This window comes from Bradyrhizobium sp. 187, assembly GCF_023101005.1.
In the GTDB taxonomy this organism is placed as follows: Bacteria; Pseudomonadota; Alphaproteobacteria; order Rhizobiales; family Xanthobacteraceae; genus Bradyrhizobium; species Bradyrhizobium canariense_D.
The window spans coordinates 2,758,933-2,778,272 of sequence record NZ_CP064693.1 but is presented as its reverse complement, the minus strand read 5'-3'; the positions used below and the strand labels follow the sequence as shown (position 1 = coordinate 2,778,272).

The 19,340-nt window shown below is 65.1% G+C and carries 14 protein-coding genes and 1 pseudogene; 1 reads left to right on the top strand and 14 read right to left on the bottom strand.

Annotation, left to right across the window (positions count from 1 at the left end; genetic code table 11):
- Positions 1–126: 126 nt before the first annotated feature.
- The 8 genes from nikE to hydA all read right to left on the bottom strand — a co-directional run bounded on the left by nikE (position 127) and on the right by hydA (position 10,082).
- Positions 127–1,797, bottom strand: coding sequence for a nickel ABC transporter ATP-binding protein NikE (nikE, locus tag IVB19_RS13060; protein ID WP_085352390.1), 1,671 nt, complete (start codon positions 1,795–1,797; stop codon positions 127–129).
- A complete protein-coding gene (locus IVB19_RS13055; protein WP_247370757.1) occupies positions 1,794–2,642 on the bottom strand; it encodes an ABC transporter permease in 849 nt (282 codons plus the stop codon). The genes nikE and IVB19_RS13055 overlap by 4 nt, the downstream gene beginning before the upstream one ends.
- Positions 2,639–3,673 carry an ABC transporter permease gene (locus IVB19_RS13050; RefSeq protein ID WP_502917289.1) on the bottom strand — a complete coding sequence of 345 codons (1,035 nt, stop codon included), beginning with the start codon at positions 3,671–3,673 and terminating at the stop codon, positions 2,639–2,641. The genes IVB19_RS13055 and IVB19_RS13050 overlap by 4 nt, the downstream gene beginning before the upstream one ends.
- 25 nt (positions 3,674–3,698) lie before the next feature.
- On the bottom strand, positions 3,699–5,318 hold the full coding sequence (locus IVB19_RS13045) for an ABC transporter substrate-binding protein (protein WP_085352389.1): 1,620 nt from the start codon (positions 5,316–5,318) through the stop codon (positions 3,699–3,701).
- A 119-nt stretch (positions 5,319–5,437) separates the two neighbouring features.
- The gene (locus IVB19_RS13040; RefSeq protein WP_247490172.1) at positions 5,438–6,874 is read right to left on the bottom strand and encodes an NAD(P)-binding domain-containing protein; all 1,437 of its coding nucleotides are present in this window, start codon (positions 6,872–6,874) and stop codon (positions 5,438–5,440) included.
- Complete coding sequence (locus IVB19_RS13035; protein ID WP_247404347.1) at positions 6,871–7,620, bottom strand: SDR family oxidoreductase; 750 nt, start codon at positions 7,618–7,620, stop codon at positions 6,871–6,873. Before IVB19_RS13035 ends, IVB19_RS13040 begins: the two co-directional genes overlap by 4 nt.
- Position 7,621: 1 nt before the next feature.
- Entirely contained in the window at positions 7,622–8,596 is a 975-nt protein-coding gene (locus IVB19_RS13030) for an NAD-dependent epimerase/dehydratase family protein (RefSeq protein WP_247393777.1), read from the bottom strand.
- Between the two features lie 16 nt (positions 8,597–8,612).
- Positions 8,613–10,082: a dihydropyrimidinase gene (hydA, locus tag IVB19_RS13025; RefSeq protein ID WP_247821452.1), complete on the bottom strand. Its 1,470-nt coding sequence runs from the start codon at positions 10,080–10,082 to the stop codon at positions 8,613–8,615.
- A gap of 56 nt (positions 10,083–10,138) precedes the next feature.
- Here hydA and IVB19_RS13020 point away from each other — a divergent pair, with 56 nt between their 5' ends.
- Complete coding sequence (locus tag IVB19_RS13020) at positions 10,139–10,801, top strand: aspartate/glutamate racemase family protein (RefSeq protein WP_094183570.1); 663 nt, start codon at positions 10,139–10,141, stop codon at positions 10,799–10,801.
- Here IVB19_RS13020 and IVB19_RS13015 read toward each other — a convergent pair.
- From IVB19_RS13015 to IVB19_RS12985, 6 genes and pseudogenes are all read right to left on the bottom strand, one after another.
- Entirely contained in the window at positions 10,798–11,466 is a 669-nt protein-coding gene (locus tag IVB19_RS13015) for a flavin reductase family protein (protein WP_026233636.1), read from the bottom strand. The two genes, IVB19_RS13020 and IVB19_RS13015, sit on opposite strands and share 4 nt — an antisense overlap.
- A gap of 5 nt (positions 11,467–11,471) precedes the next feature.
- Entirely contained in the window at positions 11,472–12,404 is a 933-nt protein-coding gene (locus tag IVB19_RS13010; RefSeq protein ID WP_018458680.1) for an N-carbamoyl-D-amino-acid hydrolase, read from the bottom strand.
- Positions 12,405–12,541: 137 nt separating this feature from the next.
- Positions 12,542–13,837, bottom strand: coding sequence for an aminotransferase class III-fold pyridoxal phosphate-dependent enzyme (locus IVB19_RS13005; RefSeq protein ID WP_247821451.1), 1,296 nt, complete (start codon positions 13,835–13,837; stop codon positions 12,542–12,544).
- Between the two features lie 10 nt (positions 13,838–13,847).
- Positions 13,848–15,428: a hydantoinase B/oxoprolinase family protein gene (locus tag IVB19_RS13000; RefSeq protein WP_247821450.1), complete on the bottom strand. Its 1,581-nt coding sequence runs from the start codon at positions 15,426–15,428 to the stop codon at positions 13,848–13,850.
- A pseudogene (locus IVB19_RS40405) lies at positions 15,425–17,432 on the bottom strand (hydantoinase/oxoprolinase family protein). Before IVB19_RS40405 ends, IVB19_RS13000 begins: the two are co-directional and overlap by 4 nt.
- Positions 17,433–17,901: 469 nt before the next feature.
- Entirely contained in the window at positions 17,902–19,335 is a 1,434-nt protein-coding gene (locus tag IVB19_RS12985) for a PepSY domain-containing protein (protein ID WP_247821448.1), read from the bottom strand.
- Positions 19,336–19,340: the final 5 nt, after the last annotated feature.

The following is a 19,340-nucleotide window of genomic DNA, read 5'->3' as shown; positions in this document are numbered from 1 at the left end:
GTGCCGTGATGCCGGCCATCGTTGGCCAAGAACAGGTGAAACCAGAGCTCATTGGCGTGCAAATGGTATGCCACTAACCAGACCTTCGCCAGCGCGATATCCGCACTAGCTGGGCCAGTCGAGACCTCAAAGCGCGGCCGCCAGCACCGGGCCGGTCTCGATATGCGGGATCGCCTCGACCAGCTTGCGCGTGTAGTCGGTCTTGGGATTGTCGAACAACGCCCGGCTCTCGCCCTGCTCCACGATGCCGCCATTGCGCAGCACGATGGTGCGGTCGCAGAGCATCCGCACCACGTTGAGATCGTGGCTGACGAACAGCAGCGCGATGTCGTTCTCGCGCCGCAGGCGGTCGAGCAGTTGCAGCACCACGGCCTGAACGGAGACGTCGAGCGCAGCGGTCGGCTCGTCCAGCACCAGAAGGCGCGGCCGGCAGGCGATGGCGCGGGCGATGCCGACGCGCGCCTTCTGGCCGCCGGAGAGCTGATGCGGAAAGCGCGGCAACAGATCCAGCGGCAGCCCCACGCGATCGGCGCAGTCTTCCACCCGCTTGCGCAGCGCATCGCCCCCACGCATACGATCGAGCCGCATCAGGGGATGGGCGATGCAGTCGAAGGCGGTGAAGCGCGGATTGAGGCTCTCGTTCGGGTCCTGGAACACCATCTGGATATCTTTGCGGAACTGCGAGCGGTGAAAGTCGCGCGACGCCACATGGCCGATCGCCTGGCCGTCGAACACGATCTCGCCCTCGCTCGGGTCGATCAGGCGGCAGATCATGCGCGACGTCGTGCTCTTGCCGGAGCCGGATTCACCGACGAGGCCGACGCTCTCGCCGCCGGCCATCGTCATCGAGAAGTCCGCCACCGCCGCAGCGCCCTCGTCGAAGCGTTTTGCGAGCTTGCGCACTTCCAGCAGCGGCGGAGTCCCGTGGACGGGCTCCCGTCTGGGCCTGCCGATGACAGCCGCGTAGCCTTCCCGCTCCTCTTCCGTCACGAGATCCTCAATCCGGGAGGTCGCGGTTGGCGACGCCGCCACCAGACGCCTGGTATAGGCGTGCTGCGGCGCGCCGAAGAGCGTCCTGGGGCTTGCCTCTTCGACGATGCGGCCGCGTTCCATCACCGCGATACGGCGGCAATATCGCGCCGCTAACCCGAGATCGTGCGTGATCAGGATCGTCGCCATGCCGCGCGCGGCGGCAATCTCCGCCAGGAGGTCCATCACCACTTTCTGCGTGGTGACATCGAGTCCGGTCGTCGGCTCATCGGCGATCAACAGCGCGGGATTGCAGGAAATCGCGATCGCGATCATGACACGCTGGCACATGCCGCCCGAGAGTTCGTGCGGATAGGCGTTCATCCGCGTCTCGGGGTCGCGGATCTGGACGGCGCGCAACAGCTCCAGCGCTTCGGCGCGGGCGGCATCCTTCGATATCCGCTTGTGCGTGAGGATCGCGTCCGCGATCTGCAAACCGATCGCGCGGATCGGATTGAGCGCCGCCCGCGGGTTCTGGAAGATCATCGACATCGCGGCGCCCTGGAGCTGCCGGAGATCGTCACCCCTGAGTTTTGTGACGTCCTGCCCGCGAAACAGTATCTTGCCTGCGGTGACGCGGCCGGCCGCATCGAGCAGCCGCGTCGTGGCAAAACCGGTGACCGACTTGCCAGAGCCGCTTTCTCCGACGAGGCCAAGCATCTCGCCGGCTTCGACCGTGAGCGTCACACCGCGCACAGCCTCGACCATCCCTCGTCGCGTCGAGAATTCGACGTGGAGGTCGTCGATCCTGAGCAATTCCTCGCTCATGTGCGCATGCGCGGATCGAGAATGTCCCGCATCCCGTCACCGAGGAGGTTGAAGCACAGCACGGCCATCATCAACGCGAGGCCCGGAAAGGCCACCAGCCACCACCGCCCCGTCGAGATGAAGCGCGCCCCCTCCGCGACCATGATGCCCCATTCCGGGGTCGGCGGCTTGACGCCAAGGCCGATGAAGGAAAGACCGGCGGCGTTCAGGATCGCCCAGCCGAGGTTGAGTGAGATTTGCACCGCCATCGCCGGCAGGATGTTCGGCAACAGGAAGCGCAGCACCACCGAGAAATGGCTCTCGCCGGAGGAACGCGCCGCCTCCACCCAGCCGACATTGCGCCGGACGTTGACCTCGGCACGGGCGAAGCGGATGTAGAAGGGCAGATTGATGATCGCGGTCGCAATCACGATGTTCTCGATCCGGTTGCCGAGCGCCGCAACCATCGCCATCGCCAGCACAAACAGCGGAAAGGCCATCATGACATCGACGAAGCGGCCGACCGAGCGGTCGAGCCTGCCGCCGGCATAGCCGCAGAACGAGCCCACGACGGCGCCGATCACGAAGGAGATGCCGACCGCCGAGACCGCGATGGCGAGGTCGAGCCGTGCCGCAACGACGAGGCGGCTGAACACGTCGCGCCCGAGCTGGTCGGTGCCGGCAAGGTGCGCCGCGCTCGGCGGCTGCAAGGCCTCCGAGACATTGGAGACGATGGGATCATAGGGCACGAGCCACGGTCCGAAGATCGCGACCAGGACGAACAGCAGGACACCGGCCGCGGCGACGCCGGTCAGCGGGTTGCCGCGCAAAATCCAGACCGAATGGCGGAAGGTTGCGCTGGTCATCCGATCGACACCCTGGGATCGGCGATGCCGTAGCAGATATCGACGACCAGATTGACCAGCACGAAGATGCCAGCCATCAGCAGCACAAAACCCTGCACCGGCGCATAGTCGGACGACAGCAGCGCATCGAGCGCGTAGGAGGCGACGCCCGGCCAGGAGAACACCTTCTCCACCAGGACATTCGCGCCAAGCATGGTCGAGAACACGATGCCTGCAATGGTGATGACGGGAAGGATCGCATTGCGCAGCGCATAGGTGACGACGACTTTCTGCCAGGACAATCCGACGGAGCGCGCGGTGCGCACGAAATCGCTACCGAGTGAGACCAGCATCGAGGCACGTGTGATCCGCGCCAGCGGCGCGATGACGAACAGGGCCATGCTCAGCGCCGGCAGGATCAACTGCTTGCAGGCCGCCCACCAGCCTTCGATGTCCCCCGCGAGCAGGAAATCGATCGACAGGAACCCAGTGCGCTGCGGCGGCAGTGAGGTGAAGACGTCGATCCGCCCGGTCGGATCAGGCGCAAGACCGAGCAGATAGTAGAACACATAGATCAGCAGCAGGCCCGAGACGAAGGTCGGCACGCAGACGCCGAGCGCACAGAACAGCCGCACGCCGTGATCGACCAGCGATCCCGGTTTCAAGGCTGCGACCACGCCGAGCGGGACCGCCGCGATCAGCGCGATCAGCAGCGCCGTGAAGGTGAGCTCCAGCGAGGCCGGCAGCCGTTCGCGAAGGTCCTTCAGGACCGGCTGGCCGGTCATCATGGAGCGGCCGAGATTGCCGTGCCCGATATCGGACAGATAGAACACGAGCTGCTCCGGCACCGACTTGTCGAGCCCCATCTGCTTGCGGATCTGCTCGATCTCTTCCTTGCCGGCATTGGGCCCCGAGGCGAAGAACACCGCGGGATCTCCGGGGAGGACCCGCATCAGTAGAAAGGTGAAGACCAGCACGCCGAACAACGCCGGCAGCGACGACAGAAGCCGCCTCCCCGCCCGCGCCACCGTCGCACCAAGACCTGTCATCACCATTCAGAGCCCTTGCATGTCGAGATCACTTGCGGCTGACGTCCCGATAATCCACTTGGCGATGGAACTCGTAGGTATAGCCCTCGATCGACGAGGCCATCACGGCGTCCTGGTTCGGCTGCCACAGCGGGATCTGCGGCATCTCGCTGAAATGGATCGCGTTGAGCTTGCGGCCATCCTCCTCGTACTTGGCCTTGTCGGGCTCGAAGCGCGCTTCCTGCGCGATCGTCGCCAGCTCCGGATTGTTGATCGAGCTGTAATTCCAGCGCTGATTGCCCGTGTAGAAGTTGCGGTAGAAGTAATCGGTCGAGGGCAGCCAGGCGACGATGCCTTCCGTGAACAAGGGCAGCTTCTTCTCGTTGATCTGCGTCGACATCTGCGCGTCCGGCAGCTTCTGGATGTCGACCTTGATCCCGATCTTGGCAAGCGATTCCTTCACGAGGGCCGCCATCGGCTCGGCGGTCGAGGCCTGGCCGACGTTGAAGCTGAAGGTGGTCGAAAAACCCTCCGGGAGTCCAGCAGCTTTCAGATACTCCCTCGCCTTGTCGAGATCGGTCTTCACCGGCGCCTGGAACGGATAGATGCCGTTCAACGGCTTGCCATCCGGCCAAGTCGCACCGAACAGCGGGGCTCCGCGACCGAACAGGGCAGCCTTGAACATGTCCTCATAGGGCAGCGCGAAGGCGACGGCGCGGCGGACGTTGACGTTGTCGAAAGGCGGGATCTGGTTGTTCATCGAGACGAAGGTGATCGAATTGTATTGCGGCGTCGAGATCACCTTGAGCTTGCCCTTGGCTTCGAGCGATTGCACGTCGCTGGCCTGGAGATCAACGACGAGATCGGCATCGCCACGCTCGACAAGATTGGCGCGGGTCGCGGGCTCCGGCACGGACTGCACGATTACGCGCTTGAAGAACGCCGGCTTGTCGGGCGAGCCGCGGTTCCAATCCTCGTTGCGCTTGATGATCACTTGCTCGCCGGGCTTGAAGCTCTCGATGACATAGGCACCGCTGCCGGCGGTGTGCTCCTTCAGCCACGCCGTGGCCCAGGGGTCTTCCGGGGTCGCATGCTCCTTGGCGACCTTCGAGTTGATGATCAGCGGGTAGACCGTGGCGAGATTGGGCAGTGCGAGCTTGTCGGGTTTCGGCAGCGTCACTTCGATCGTGAGGGGGTCAATCACCTTGAACTGGTCAGCCGACGTCAATGATCCCGTCAGCAATTGTGCCTTGCCGAGGATCGGCGCGGTGACGCAGCGATCCAGCGACCATTTGACGTCCTCGGCGGTCACGGGCGAGCCGTCCTGGAACTTGGCATCCTTGCGCAGACGGAACGTCAGCTTCAGTCCGTCCGGACTGACGTCATAGGATTCGGCGAGCTCGCCGGTGATCTTGTCGAGATCGAACACCCATTTGCCGTTGAGCTGCTTGCGGCCGAACGCCACAAGGCGGTCGTAAGTGCTCATGCTCAGTGCGAAGGATTCCCGCGTCGAGCCCGGGATGTTGGGATCGAGCGTGTTGACCGATGCACCGGTGACATAGCGCAGCGTCTCCGCCCTGGTTTGCGCTTGCGCAGGCGCAGCGGCGACAAGCAGAAGCGCAGTGGTGGCGAGCACGGAGGATGCCATCCTGAAAGACACAAAACGCATTCGTTTTCCCCAAAATTTTCGACAAGAACGCCGACAGGACAGGTTAAGAAAGAAGCAAGTTGCGCGCCAGTCTCTTGATGCGCTCTTGTGGACGCTTTGTCGCGGCGGCGCATGGACGATCATCGCGATTCCTCCAAGTTTCGCGCTGGCCGCGTCACCACGGCCTGCGGCACGTCATAGGCGCGAAGCGAGGCCCAATGCCGTTCGACATCGGCACGAAACAGGCCGCGCGTCAGGCCATTCACCAGCTTCGGCGCCGCGGTCGTCATCGCGTTGATCGACGATCCCGACGGACCGAAACTCATGGTGGAGGCGATGGCGAAGAGATGGATATTCGAGATCCACGGCGTATCGCCCGCGACACGCTCGGTGAAGGCATAATCGTCGGCGAGATAGGGAAAGCGACCGAGCCGCGCGCTGCGCTCGCTCTCCGGGGGCTGGTAGCGGTCGGCCCAGGTTGCGATATTGCCGGCAAATGCGCGCAACTCGCCACGGCCGGAAAAATCCATGTCGATGCCGGTGCCGCAGATGACGAAATCCGCAGGTATGGCGCCGCGCGGCGTCTGCAATTCCACACCACGATCGGTCTCGCGGGCCGCCTCGATCGGGGCGCCCTCGTGCAATGTGAAATTGGCGTGATTTGCGCAGCGATCGTAAGTTGCCTGCGGAAAGCCTTCGCGCATGTCGAGGATGGTGCGCATGAAGCGCCACCGCCAGGCGTCGTCGAGATCGCTGAGATGGCGGAGGAAGCCGCGGAAAGTCAGCCAGCGATAGGGCTGGATCAGCTGGATCTGCGCACGACGACACAGCAGGTGCACCTCCGCCGCGCCCGCTTCCAGCGCGGTTGCTGCGTTGTCGAAGGCAGATGCGCCGGCACCGATCACGGCGACGCGCTTGCCGCGAAGGTTTTCGAAGTCGATGTCGTCGGCGACGGTTGCGACCGAGCTCATGGGCAGATGGCTCAGCGGCTCGGGGATCATCCAGTTCCCCATCCCCTCCTGCCCCGTCGCAAGCACGATCTTGCGCGCATGGAGTGTCTCGACGCCATCGCCACGTTTCACGCGTGCGGCCAGCAAACCATCCCGCGCCGGCCGGATTTCCAGAAGCTCGCTCCCGTTGCGCACCGGCAAGCCGACTGTGCGCCGCAGCCAGAGCAGATACTCAGCCCAGTGGCCGCGCGGGATCAGGTCGAGTGTCTGCCAGCTCTCCGTGCCGAAGCGGGCCTCATGCCAGGATTGATAGGTCAGGCTGGGGATGTCGAGGTCAGGTCCCGTATAGTCCTTCGGGCTGCGCAGCGTCGGCATGCGGGCATAGGTGAGCCATGGCCCCTCCTTCCCCTCCTCGGCCTTGTCCAGCAGCAGGATGTTGCTGACGCGGGAGCGCAGCAGGCCGAAGCCGATGGCGATGCCGGATTGGCCGGCGCCGATCACGAGCACATCCAGCGCCGGCTTGCCATCCGGTCCCGTCTTCGGTTCGAGCCAGGCGGCACCGGGATGCGCGATCCGCGCGAGATCGGCGCGAACGTTCGCTTCCAGCTCTGTCAGCGCATCACTCATGCCGCGAGCCAGCCTCCGTCGACCACCATCACGGTCCCGGTCGTAAACGAGGAGGCATCGCTTGCGAGGTGGAGCGCGGCCTGCGCGATCTCATCGGCCTGGCCGAACCGCTTCATGGCATGGCGGTCGCGGGAGGCTTCGCGCACCTCGTCCGCATTGGCGTGGCGCGCAAAGCTGCGGCGAAGCATCGGCGTGTCGATCGCACCGGGCGCGATCGCGTTGACGCGAATGCCGTCCGCCGCGAAATCCACCGCCATCGTCCGGGTCAGGCTGACAATCGCGCCCTTGGCGGCGATATAGGCACTGTTGCCCTTGCCGCCGGCAATCGCAAGCTGCGACGTCAGCGTGATGATCGAACCGCTGTTCTGCCGCTGCATCTGCGGCACGGCTGCCCTCGCCCACAGCCAGGTGCCGCCGACATTGGTGCGGAACACCGCATCCCAATCGGCGGGGTCCGTTGTCAACACGGTGCCGCCACAGGAGAAGCCAGCGGCAGTCATCAGGATATCGAGCTGGCCGTGCCGTGCTACCACATCATTTGCCACCGCCTCGGCGAAATCGGCATCGCCGACGTCGCCAATATGCGTCGTTGCCTCGCCGACCAAGCTCAACGTTTCCTGAAGTCCGGCTGGATCGCGATCGACCAGAGCAAGACGTGCGCCCTCTTCCGCGAACAGCTTTGCACTGGCGCGGCCGATGCCGGAGCCTGCGCCCGTGATGATGGCCGTGCGCCCCTGCAGCCGCATGTCAGATCCACTCCTTGTGCTGCGTCAACCAGGCACTCATCGCGGCCCCCGACTCGGCGCAGCCGAACTGCGCGCGCCAGCCGAATTCATCCGCCATCCGGTTCACCGACAGCGGCGCGCGATAGGGCCCATGCAGCTTGATGACGGTTTTCTCGCCGGGCGCCGCGACCCGGCACTCCAGGCCGGGATGCAACGCCGCAAAGGCCTCGCCCCATTGCAGCGCAGGCCAAAGTTCTCCGCGGGAGATGTTGTAGAGCCGGTGGCGCGGCCGCTCGGCTTCGATCAGCAGTGCGACGGCCTCGGCCGCATCCGGCGCGTAGATCCAATCCCGCATGCCCGCTTCAGGCATGATCGCCGGCTCGCCGCGCGCGAACGCGGCCAAGATCTGGAACTGGAGGCTTGGCGTGTCGCGCACGGAACTCGGTCGCTCCCACGGTCCGAATAGCGCGCTCAGCCGCACATTTAGGAAATCACCGCCGAAGAGCTCGGCGTGACGCGCAACCGATCGCTCCGATGTGAACTTGCTGATCGCGTAGAACGAGACCGGATCGCAAGGCGTGTCCTCGTCCAGAATCTCGACCCGCGCGCCCGCGGCGCCATAGGCCGATGCCGAGGAGAGATTGACGACCCGGCGCACGCCATGCCGGATCGCGGAGAGCAGGATCGGGATCTGCGCCATCACATTAATTTCGAGAACGCGCGCGGTCGATGCCCTCTCCAGTTCATCACCGGCGGTGATGGCCGCGCCGAGCATGATCGCATCAACGCCTTCGGCGATGAGGGCATCGATGGCCTCTGCGTCGGTGATATCGCCCTGTACGGCTTGGAGCCGTGCGCCGTATTTGGCAAGAGACCGCCGCGCGGCTGGCGGCAACTCTGCACGGTCATACAGCGTGACGTCATGCCCGCGCGCGAGCAGCGCCTCCGCAACATTGAGGCCGACAAACCCCGTGCCGCCGAAGATGACGATCTTCATCGCGCGCGATCCACCGTCACAGTAGCTTCGCTCCGAAATTGCGCTCGGGATCCATGTCGGCCACGAGCCGGCCGGTGGGCATGGCCGCCTCGCCGCCGCTGCGTGCCAGGAACTGGCCGCTGCCGGCGCTCGCGAGGCACTTGTTTCCGTCGATGATCACCCGACCACGCGACAGCACCGACACCGGCCAGCCCTTCAGCTTGCGGCCTGCAAACGGCGTGTAGCCGGCAAGGTCGTGCATCATCTCGTCGGCGATCACGGTCTCGCGATCGGGGTCCCAGATTGCAATATCGGCATCGGCGCCGACCGCGATCGAGCCCTTGCGCGGATGCAGATTGTAAATCTTGGCCGGCGCCGTCGACGTCAGTTCGACGAACTTTTCCAGGCCCAGCCGCCCGTTCGACACCATCGCGTCGAACAGCAGCGGCAGGCGCAGCTCCAATCCCGGCAGGCCATTCGCGACCTGCTTGAAGTTCGGATTGGAGCCGGCGCGCAGCTTGCCGGTCTCGTCATAGCGATACGGCGCGTGATCCGACGAGATGGTCTGGAGATCGCCGAGCGACAGCGCCTGCCACAGCGCCTCCTGGTCTGAATGCGTCCGCGGCGGCGGGCTGCACATCCACTTGGCCCCTTCCACCCCGGGCTTGTCGAGATCGGCTGCGGTGAGGAACAGGTATTGCGGACAGGTCTCGGCAAACACCTTCAACCCCTGCCCGCGCGAATCGCGGATCACCTTGGCGCCCTCGGCGGTCGAGACATGGAAGATCATGATGGGCTGGTCGATCAGCGCTGCCATGCCGATCAGCCGGGTGAAGGCTTCCGCCTCCGACACGCGGGCGTGGCTGACGGCGTGGTATTTCGGCATCGTGTAGCCGCGCGCGAGCAGGCGCTTCACCATCCAGGCGATGATGCCGTGATTTTCGGCGTGGGCGCACAACATCGCGCCGGACTGGCGTGCGGCAAGAAGGATGTCCAGCAGCGGCTCGTCGTCGACCTTGAGCCGGTCGTACGTCATGAAAATCTTGATCGAGGCGTGGCCCTGCTTCACCAGCGCCGGAATATGCTCCTCGACCGTTTCCTTGGTCGCATCCGCAATGATCATGTGAAAGGCGTAGTCAATCACGGCGCCCTTCTTCGCCAGCGCGTGGTAATCCTCCACCACCTGCGGCAGCTTCATGCCGACATGCTGGGCCGCAAACGGGATCACCGTGGTCGTGCCGCCGAAGGCCGCCGAGACGGTCGCGCTCTCGAAGGTGTCGGCGTTCATGATGCCGGCAGCGGACAATTGCTCGATATGGGCGTGGCTGTCGACGCCGCCGGGTAGAACGAGTTTCCCGCGCGCGTCGATCTCGCGCTGCGCAGCCGGAAGCCCGCGGCCGATAGCGGCGATGGTCTCACCGGAGATGGCGACATCGGCTTCAAAGACGTCGGTCGTCGTCGCGACGCGCCCACCGCGAATGATCAGGTCGTAAGCGGGTTCAGTCATGAGGCACTCCATGATAGGCTCAAGCCAAGTGATCGAAATTTTGCAGGAAGACCAGCATGTCCCGACCGCGCATTCTCGTCATCAATCCAAATTCCAACCCTGCGGTCACGCGAGGGCTGGAGGACGCGCTGAAGCCGCTCGGTTTCGAGGGCGGGCCGGAACTGGTCTGCCAGACGCTGGCCGAGGGTCCCTTCGGCATCGAAAGCCAGGCCGATGTCGATGGCGTCGCCATGCCGCTGCGCCGGCTGGTCGAGGGCGACAACAGCTCGGCGGCCTTTGTCATCGCCTGTTACAGCGATCCCGGGCTTCAGGTCTGTCGCGAAGGCACCGACCGCCCCGTGTTCGGCATCGCCGAGTGCGGCGTGCTGACCGCGATGGCCCGCGCCGAGACCTTTGGCGTCATCGCGATCGCCCAGCGCTCGATCCCGCGTCACATGCGCTATCTCAGGCAGATGGGACTGACCGAACGTCTTGCCGGCGAGCGGCCGCTCAACATGAGCGTCGCGGAAACCGCCTCGGGCGAAGGCACGCTGGCCAAAATGATCGAAATCGGCCGCGCGCTGCGCGACGAGGACGGCGCCCGTGCCATCGTGATGGGCTGCGCCGGCATGGCACGGCACCGCCGCCCGCTGGAAGAGGCGCTCGGCATTGCCGTGATCGACCCGACACAGGCGGCCGTCACCATGGCGCTGGGTACGGTGCAGTTCTCGAACCACTAGGCGTCCTTCAGCTCTTTGGCGTCCTGCCGCGCGAGCCATTGCGCGTGGCTCTCCCGGACAAGCGCGAACGTATCCCGCTGCGTCGTGTAGAGATTGCCGAACATGCGGCCGATCGGCCGGTAGGCGTCGAGATCGACATACATGTTGGCCTCGTCGACGAGGCCCTCGCGGGCGTGAACCCGGAGCACCTCGCCGACCAGCAGTTCGCGATCGGGCGAAAAATTTAGGGCGACATGGCGCCGGCATTCGAGCGCAAAGGGTGCCGCGGCGAGGCGCGGCACCTTCACGTCTACAGAGGGAAGCGTCGCCAGCCCTGCCGCGGCGACCTCGCTGTCACCGGACGGGAAATCGACCGCGCAGTCATTCATCGCCGCGGAGAGCGCCTCATCAACCATGTGAACGACGAACTCGCCGTCGCGATGGATGTTGCGGGTGGTGTCCTTCGGGCTGTGATCCGGCTTGTGCTGAAGCCCCAGCACGATCAGCGCCGGAGTCTCCGAAAACACGTTGAAGAAGCTGAACGGCGCGGCGTTGACCGCCCCGTTGGCATCGAGCGTCGTCACCAGCGCAATCGGCCGCGGCACCACCACGCCGCAGAGCAGCTTGTAGCGGTCGCGCGGATCGAGCTCGCGCAAGGATATGCCGGATGTGCTCTGGCCAGTCATCGACGTCACGTCTCCGGCGGCGGCACCGCGCCGGTACGGCTGGTGATCAGGCCGTAATGCTCGATGCGGCGGTGCTGCGCGAAATTGAAGATCGTGGTCTTGCCGAAGGTGGTGGCATCGAGGTCGCAAGGATGGACCAGCAGTTCGTCCTCCTCCGTCTTCGCTTCGGCGACGATCTCGCCGTTGGGATCGACGATCAGGCTGCCGCCGAACAGCGGGTGTCCGTCCTCGTTACCGGCCTTGGCCACCGCGACAACCCAGGTCGCGTTCTGATAGGCGCCGGCCTGCGCCGAGAGGCGGTTATGGAACAACCGTTTCTCGACGCCTTCATCGCTCCTCTCCGCATTCACCGACGGCGTGTTGTAGCCGATCAGCACCATCTCGACGCCCTGCAGGCCCATCACGCGATAGGTCTCGGGCCAGCGCCGGTCGTTGCAGATGGCCATGCCGATGATGCCGCCCAGCTCGCGCCAGACATTGAAGCCGAGATCGCCCGGCTCGAAATAGCGCTTCTCCAGATGCTGGTGCGAGCGCTTGGTGTCGTATTCCACATGGCCCGGCAGATGGATCTTGCGATATTTTCCGACGATCTTGCCGGATTTGTCGGTGAGAACAGCAGTGTTGAAATGATGCCCGTCCGGCGTCAGCTCCGCATAGCCGAAATTCATCGCCATCTGGTGCTGCGCCGCGCGCTCGAACAACGGTTTCGTCGCCGCGTTCGGCATCTCGCGCTCGAACCAATTGTCGAACTCGGCCCGGTCCTCCACGTACCAACGCGGAAAGAAGGTCGTGAGCGCCAGTTCCGGATAGACGATTAGGTCGGCGCCCTTGCTCTTGGCCTCATCCATCAGCGCGATCATGCGCTTGACCACGGCCTCGCGGCTGTCCGCTTTCTGGATCGGGCCCATCTGGGCGGCGGCAACATTGACGATACGCATCAGCGATTTCCTGGTGATGTCTTTGAGCTAAGCTACAGTTTCAAGCACGTGCCGGCGCGCGCAGCATAACGCAGCATCGCCCGGACTTGCCAGCCGGCGCCTGCACATCGGCATCGTGTGCGCTGCACGCTCCATCCTCATGTCTGCTCCTCATCCGCAATATCGAGACCGTGGTCCAGCGCGTCCAGAAGCTGCCCGGCCTCATGCTCGGAAATCACGAGTGGCGGCGCGAGGAACAGGGAAGTCTGCTCGCCGCTGGTCCCGATCACGGCGTCCGCCTCCAGCGCCCGCTCCGCGACGCGCGAGGCAATCGGCACCTCGGTGGTGTCGGCATGCCAGGAGCGCCAGTCCGGCCCGTGCAACTCCACGGTCCAGTGCAGCCCCTGCCCCGCCAGGCGCTGCACGCTTGGATGTTTCTGCGCGATGGCCAGAAGGCGGCGGGTGAACAGCTTTTCGAGACCCCTGACGTGCTCCAAAATCTCGTCATCGCTGATGACTTTCAGATAGGCGCTGACGGCAGCCATGCTGATGGGATGCCCGCGCAACGTGCCGTAATTCTGCCAGCTCGTGCCCTTGAGCCGCTCGACGATGTCTTTCGACACCACGACCGCGGCAACCGCCGCCGCGCCACCGCCGAGCGATTTTCCGAGCGTCACGATATCGGGACGACTTTCGGCTCCCTGGAACGCGAACCAGCGCCCGGCACGGCCCGCACCAGTCACCACTTCGTCGGCGATCCAGTAGGAGCCGGCCTGCCGCGCGCACCGCGCCACCTCGTCCTGATAGGCGCCATCGTAGTAGATGCCGCCTTGCGTGTAGTCGATGATCGTCGCTGCCGTATCCGAAAGCAGGCGCGTGGCATCGGCCAGATATTCGCTGGGGGGAACATTGTTGGCCGGCGCGCCGTAGATCGCGCCCTGCGGCGCCGGCAATATCCGCACCGGCGCCATCGGCGCCGGCAGCTTCGAGCCGCCTGAGTGCACCGCGAGGCCGCCATGCCATTGCGGCTGCACGGTCATGCTGCGCGACAGGCCCGTAATGCCGTGATAGGCGCGTTCGCGCGTCGCCAGCGCGGACCGCTGCGTCAGGGCCTGACAGAGCGACAGCGCCATGTCATTGGCCTCGCTGCCGCTGATGCAGAAGCGCACCGCACCGACCCAATCGTCTTCGCCCTTGAACGCGGTGGCCATCAAGTCGTCAGCCGCCTGCTCGCGGCCGACCCAGGTCCAGCCCTCGTTCACGACGGGCGTATCCGCGGCGCGGCGGATCGCCTCCACCATCGCGGGATGACGATGTCCGAGACCGCCGCCGGTGTTGCTGCCGTCGATGAGCTTGCGACCATCCGAGAGATGAAAATAGACGCCCTCGCCGCCGACCACGTCCATGGGCGCGCTGTCGCCGGCATTCAGCCCGGTTCGCAACAATCTGCTCATTGCAATCCCCTCATTCCGCAGCCTCGGCGCCGTAGCCACCGCCACCACAGGTCTCGATCGTGACGAGATCGCCTTGCTGCAGCACCAGGTTCGACTTGCCGTCGATCGCGACGTTCGCGCCCTGCCGGATCAGCGAGATGCGGCAGGCCTTGCCGGGCTTACCGCCCTGCATGCCGAACGGCGCCATCACCATGCGCTCGATGCAGGTGGTCAGATGCATTGAGGGTGCCAGGATGCGATAGCTACGAATGACGCCGTCCCCGCCGCGATGGGCGCCCGCGCCGCCGGACTGCCAGCGAATGGCCTGCTGCTCGATTTGGATCGCGTAATTCGCCTCGATCACCTCGACCGGCGTGTTTGAGGTGTTGGACAGATGCACCCGCGTCGCCGAGATGCCGTCGCGATCATGCCGCGCGCCCTCGCCACCGCCGTGCACCTCGTAAAGCATCTTCCACGAACCGTTCTGCCGCGGTTCGGCGAAGAAGAGGACGCCCGCCGTGGTCGCCCCGCCCGCAGACAGGCGCTCCGGAATAGTGTCCTGCATTGCCCGAAAAATCGCATCGACGATGCGCATCGAGGTCTCATGATTGCCGGCAGCAACCGAGGCATTCCAGCCCGGCTCCAGGATCGAGCCAGGGCGCGTGATGATGGTCAGCGGCCGCAACGCGCCCGCGTTCTGGTTCATGTCGCGCCCGCTCATGATGCGCGCGGCATAGGCCACCGCCGAGCGCGCCATGAACGGCGTCGTGTTGCAGAAATTCGAGACGCGGTCGCAGCTTCCTGAAAGATCGAAGGTCGCTTCGTCGCCGGCGATGGTGATCTTGACATGAATGAGCGCGGGCGCGTCGTCGACGCCGCCGTCGTCCAGATAGTCCTCACCCTCGTAGACGCCATCAGGCAGATCGCGCAACGCCTCGCGCATCTCGATTTCGGAGAGATCGTGCAGGCGCGACTGCGCCGCCGTGAAGACCGCCTTGCCGTGCTCGCGGCAGAGCTCGACGATGCGCTTCTCGCCGGCTTTCGTTGCGGCGATCTGTGCGAGAAGATCGCCCTCGCAGGATTCGGGATCGCGAACATTGGCCTTGAGCAGCTGCACGATCGACGTATTGACGCCGCTTGCCGTGGCGATCAGAACCGGCGGAATGCGCATCGCCTCCTGGAAGGTGTCGATGGCTTTCGCAAAATAGCTGCCGGGCCAGGTGCCGCCGATATCGGGCCAGTGTGCGAGGCTGACCGCGAACGCGACGATCTCGCCATCGACGAAGACGGGCCGCACGACCTTGACGTCGTTGAGATGATTGCCGCCGAGCGGGCCGACATTGTAGATCAATGCGTCGCCGTCGTTCAGGCTGTCGCGCGGCACCACTTTCAGCAATTCGAGGACCGTGTAGGCCATCGCGCCGAGATGGATCGGGATGTCGCGGCCCTGCCCGACCAGGTCGCCGCGGGCGTCCGTGATCGCCGACGACAGGTCGCCGGCCTCGCGCAGCAGCGGCGAGCGCGCCGAGCGCGTCATCACCAGGCTCATTTCCTCGGCGGCGGCCGAAAGCCCGTGCCGGATGACTTCGACGACGAACGGATCGAGCTTCATGCGGCCCCCCGCGTCAGGAACAGATTGCCTGAAACATCAGGCCTCGCCTGCCAGCCGGGCGGGACCACCACGGTCGACCATGCGTCTTCAATGATGGCCGGGCCGCTGACGATTTCGGTCAGCGAGGCACGGTTGATGATGCTTGTGGCGATGTCGTGAAAGCCATCGAACGAGCAGATGCGCTCGCCTTTGGAGACCGTTCTGACCGCGATGGCCGGCCGGCTCACGACGGTCGTCGATGGACGGCGCGCCTGCACCCGCACGGACTCGATGACGCAGCTCTCGCCCGTCGCATAGCCGAACAGCTCGTGGTGCCGGGCCAGAAAATCCTTCTTCAGCGTGATGACGTCGAGCGGTCGCGCGAACGGCACCGGAATGGCGTCGTTCTGCGCCGCGTAGCGCATCAAGGCCACCAGCTCGATCTGAATCTCGGTCGCGGCAACCCCGTTGGCGATCAGCGGCGCCGAGGCATCGTCGATCAGCACCCCGATCCGCTCCGACACACGGGCGAGGTCGATGCCATCGAGCGCAGCGCGCAGAGTTTGCTGCTGGAGGAAGCTGAAATCGGCAGTGAGACAGCCCAGTGCCGAAAACGCACTCGACGCGCTGGGAACGACGACCTCGGCAATCCCGTAGAGATCTGCAAGGCCCGCGGCATGCATCGGGCCACCACCGCCAAAGGCGAGCAGCGTGCAGTCGCGCCCGTCGATGCCGCGCTCGAAGGTGACGCGGCGGAGCGCGCGCGCCATTGTCGCGTTCGCGACCTTGATGATGCCGAGCACGGTTTCGGTCAGGCTCAGCCCCAGAGTGCGCGCGATCGGCGCGATGACATCACTGGCTGCCTTGATGTCAATTCCGATCCGGTCGCCGAGTTTGGCGTCCGGATGAGATAGCCGAGCACGGCGTTGGCATCGGTGATGGTCGGCTCGGTACCGCCGCGGCCGTAGCAGGCCGGTCCAGGCTCGGAGCCGGCGCTTTCCGGTCCGACCGTCAGGCCACCGGAGCCGTTGCGCACGATCGAGCCGCCGCCCGCCCCGATCGAGTGCACCGCGAGCATCGGCTGGCGCAGCGGCTTGTCGCCGAGCATGCGGCCGTCGGTCATCTCGGCCTGACCGTCGACGATCAGGCACACGTCGGTCGTGGTGCCGCCCATATCGAACGTCAGCATCCGGGACGTGCCGAGCTGGCGCGCGATGCTGACCGATGCGGAGACGCCGGCCGCGGGGCCCGACATCGCCATCACCAGCGGCCGCCGCTTCACGGCCGAGATCGGCACCATGGCGCCGGCCGAATGAAACACCTGCAGGCCGGGCCGATCGGCAGCCGCAGCTCCAGTTCGCTGAGATATTCCACCGCAATCGGCATCGCCGCGGCGTTGAACACGGTCGCCGAAGTCCGCTCGTATTCGCGCGCCTCGGGATTGATCTCGTGCGACAGCGAGACGTGGGCAACGACGCCCTTGAGCCGCTCGCCGAGCATCTTCTCGTGCACCGGATTGGCATAGGCATGCAGCAGCGCGACCGCGACACTCTGCACGCCGGTCCCCTTCAGCCAGGCCACCAGACGCTCGATCTCCGCGTCATCCAGCGCCTTCAGCACCCGGCCCTCGTGATCGAGGCGCTCAGCAAGCCCGAAGCATCGTTCCGGCGGCACCAGCGGCAGCGATTTTGGCGGGACGTCGAGACGATAGAGATCGCGGCGGCGATAGCGCGCGATCTCCAGCACGTCGGCAAAGCCTTCGGTCGCCACCAGTGCCACTTTCGGCAGCCGTCCTTCGACGATGGCGTTGGTCACGCGCGTGGTGCCGTGGACGAAGCGCTTGACCTCGCTCTTGCGCAGGCCGACCGCCTCGATCGCCTCCAGCATCGCCTGAACCGGAGCTTGAGGTCGCGACGGCACCTTCGCGATCCGTGCCTCCGCGGGGGAGTGTCGGATCGCGATGATGTCGGTGAAGGTGCCGCCGATATCGGTGCCAACTTCCCAGTGATTTTCGTCAGTGCTCATGTGTGGGTCAGCTGCGGACGACATTCGAACCGGACGCCGGGTGGTTCCCGTCCTTCGCGAGGTTCAATCGCAAACCGAGAGCGCTCATCATCATCCCCTGTCATGCCACCGCTTGCGAGCGTGGGACAGAGCGATGGCCTCGGGATAGGGCCAGAGTTGTCGCAATGCACTGGACCAGCCCGCGACCGGCGCGGCGCGGCGAGGCACATTTTAGTGCAGCCCTGCCCGCATGGAGAGCACGTCGGTGTGGATCGTTCGACGCGACATAAGTGCGGCGCACCACGAATTTTTCCGGACGAAACACCACATCCGCTGCAGCGCAATCCACGCGCCCCGCACGCACTGTCTAATTTGCAGGCGATCGACCGGCCCTACGGACCATGCGATTGCTTATGAGCTATGCATGGCAGTCGGCTCAGCCTCTCTTTATTGTACGATCAGTAAGCGGTGGTTTTGCCCGCTCCGGCTCTCAGGCCGCGAAGGACGGACGCAGGCGGCGCCAGCCGATGATGATGCCCGTGATGGAGAACAGAAAGCCAAGGGAGCAGAGCCCGACGACCAAGCCGTCGCGCAGTAACGCGTGCGCGACGAGAACCGGAAAATCCAGCGTGTGCAGCGCGCCGTAGAACCAGCGATAGGCCCGCCGCGATGGATCCAGCCTTTGCAGCAAATTGCCGTCGGCGCCGTCGATGTCGAACCAGAGGTCACCGCAATACGAGCGGTAGACCGGGGCGCCCGGGACAGTGGACCGCGCGGGATAGTTGTCGTCCTCGGCAAGTACAGACGGACCGCCGCAGCCGGCCGCCAGGCGCGCGGTCAACCCCTGGACCTCGTGCACATCCAGAGATCTCGTCGGTCCATCGCGGGGCGCGTCCCCTGCCTTGATCAAGGTCTGACCGGCAAGGGCCGTTCGATCCCGCCGATAGAGAGTGCCGTTGAAGGCAAACCATTCGATTTCACGGGTCGATGGCGATACAGGCTGCCGATCGAGCGATGGGGCCGCCGTCCAGTTCGGTGAAGCGTTCATCACGCTGGATTCAGCGGAGGCCCATTGCCCGCGCGAGAACAGCCGCCCGTGATCCATGGAGAGCCAGCCGCTGAAAATCCAGCTCAGCACGAACACCATCGCAACGAGGCCGATGAGATGATGCAGCGCATGCCAGCCGCGATAGGGCGAGCCGATCAGACCGCTGCGAGGTTTGATCCGCGCAAGCCCGAGCACAGAGCCAAGCAAAGCCGCGATCAGGGCCAGCAGCGACAAGGTCCAGACCACGCGATCCCACAGCGACCAGTTGCTTCGCAGGACCGTTGGATAGATCCAGTGCAGCACACTCCCGACCAGATTCCAGGTCCGCTCGTTGCGCGTCGTATCCAGGACGATCTCGCCGGTGAGCGAGGAGACATAGACTTCCCTCCCGTCGGCATCACCGAGGGCAACCCGAAACAAGGGCCGATGGCGGTCAAAGCCGTTCGGCACGCTCCATTGGTCGTAGTCCGAGCGCGCAACGATCTCGGTTGGTCCGGCATCCAGCCCGCGGCTGCGGGCGTGATCTCGCGCGATGGCCAATGCGACGTCGGAAGACGCGACCGACGCGTCGCCCCCATCGGAGGCGCGGATTGCGCCTGCGCGCGATGGCCCCGAGACGACATAGACCGGGCCGTCGCTGCGCTGGATCAGGCGAACGCGCGTCGCATCCGCGATGCCGCTCGCGGCAACGGCATCGGCGACTGCAATCCTCGTCCCAGCACTCGCCAGCGGCCCAAGCCCGGCGAAGCGTTCCGCTTCCGTCAGAGACGGAAACGGAACGAAGTGCATCACGATTCCCGTCGCGAACCACATCGCGAACAGCAGGCAGAACGCGATCCCGAGCCATCGATGCAGCAGGACGATCGCGCGCATCATCGATC

Excerpts from the sequence above, each read along its gene's own strand:
- nikE (WP_085352390.1), bottom strand. The coding sequence starts at position 1,797 with ATGAGCGAGGAATTGCTCAGGATCGACGACCTCCACGTCGAATTCTCG.
- IVB19_RS13055 (WP_247370757.1), bottom strand. The coding sequence starts at position 2,642 with ATGACCAGCGCAACCTTCCGCCATTCGGTCTGGATTTTGCGCGGCAAC.
- IVB19_RS13045 (WP_085352389.1), bottom strand. The coding sequence starts at position 5,318 with ATGCGTTTTGTGTCTTTCAGGATGGCATCCTCCGTGCTCGCCACCACT.
- IVB19_RS13040 (WP_247490172.1), bottom strand. The coding sequence starts at position 6,874 with ATGAGTGATGCGCTGACAGAGCTGGAAGCGAACGTTCGCGCCGATCTC.
- IVB19_RS13035 (WP_247404347.1), bottom strand. The coding sequence starts at position 7,620 with ATGCGGCTGCAGGGGCGCACGGCCATCATCACGGGCGCAGGCTCCGGC.
- IVB19_RS13030 (WP_247393777.1), bottom strand. The coding sequence starts at position 8,596 with ATGAAGATCGTCATCTTCGGCGGCACGGGGTTTGTCGGCCTCAATGTT.
- hydA (WP_247821452.1), bottom strand. The coding sequence starts at position 10,082 with ATGACTGAACCCGCTTACGACCTGATCATTCGCGGTGGGCGCGTCGCG.
- IVB19_RS13020 (WP_094183570.1), top strand. The coding sequence starts at position 10,139 with ATGTCCCGACCGCGCATTCTCGTCATCAATCCAAATTCCAACCCTGCG.
- IVB19_RS13015 (WP_026233636.1), bottom strand. The coding sequence starts at position 11,466 with ATGACTGGCCAGAGCACATCCGGCATATCCTTGCGCGAGCTCGATCCG.
- IVB19_RS13010 (WP_018458680.1), bottom strand. The coding sequence starts at position 12,404 with ATGCGTATCGTCAATGTTGCCGCCGCCCAGATGGGCCCGATCCAGAAA.
- IVB19_RS13005 (WP_247821451.1), bottom strand. The coding sequence starts at position 13,837 with ATGAGCAGATTGTTGCGAACCGGGCTGAATGCCGGCGACAGCGCGCCC.
- IVB19_RS13000 (WP_247821450.1), bottom strand. The coding sequence starts at position 15,428 with ATGAAGCTCGATCCGTTCGTCGTCGAAGTCATCCGGCACGGGCTTTCG.
- IVB19_RS12985 (WP_247821448.1), bottom strand. The coding sequence starts at position 19,335 with ATGATGCGCGCGATCGTCCTGCTGCATCGATGGCTCGGGATCGCGTTC.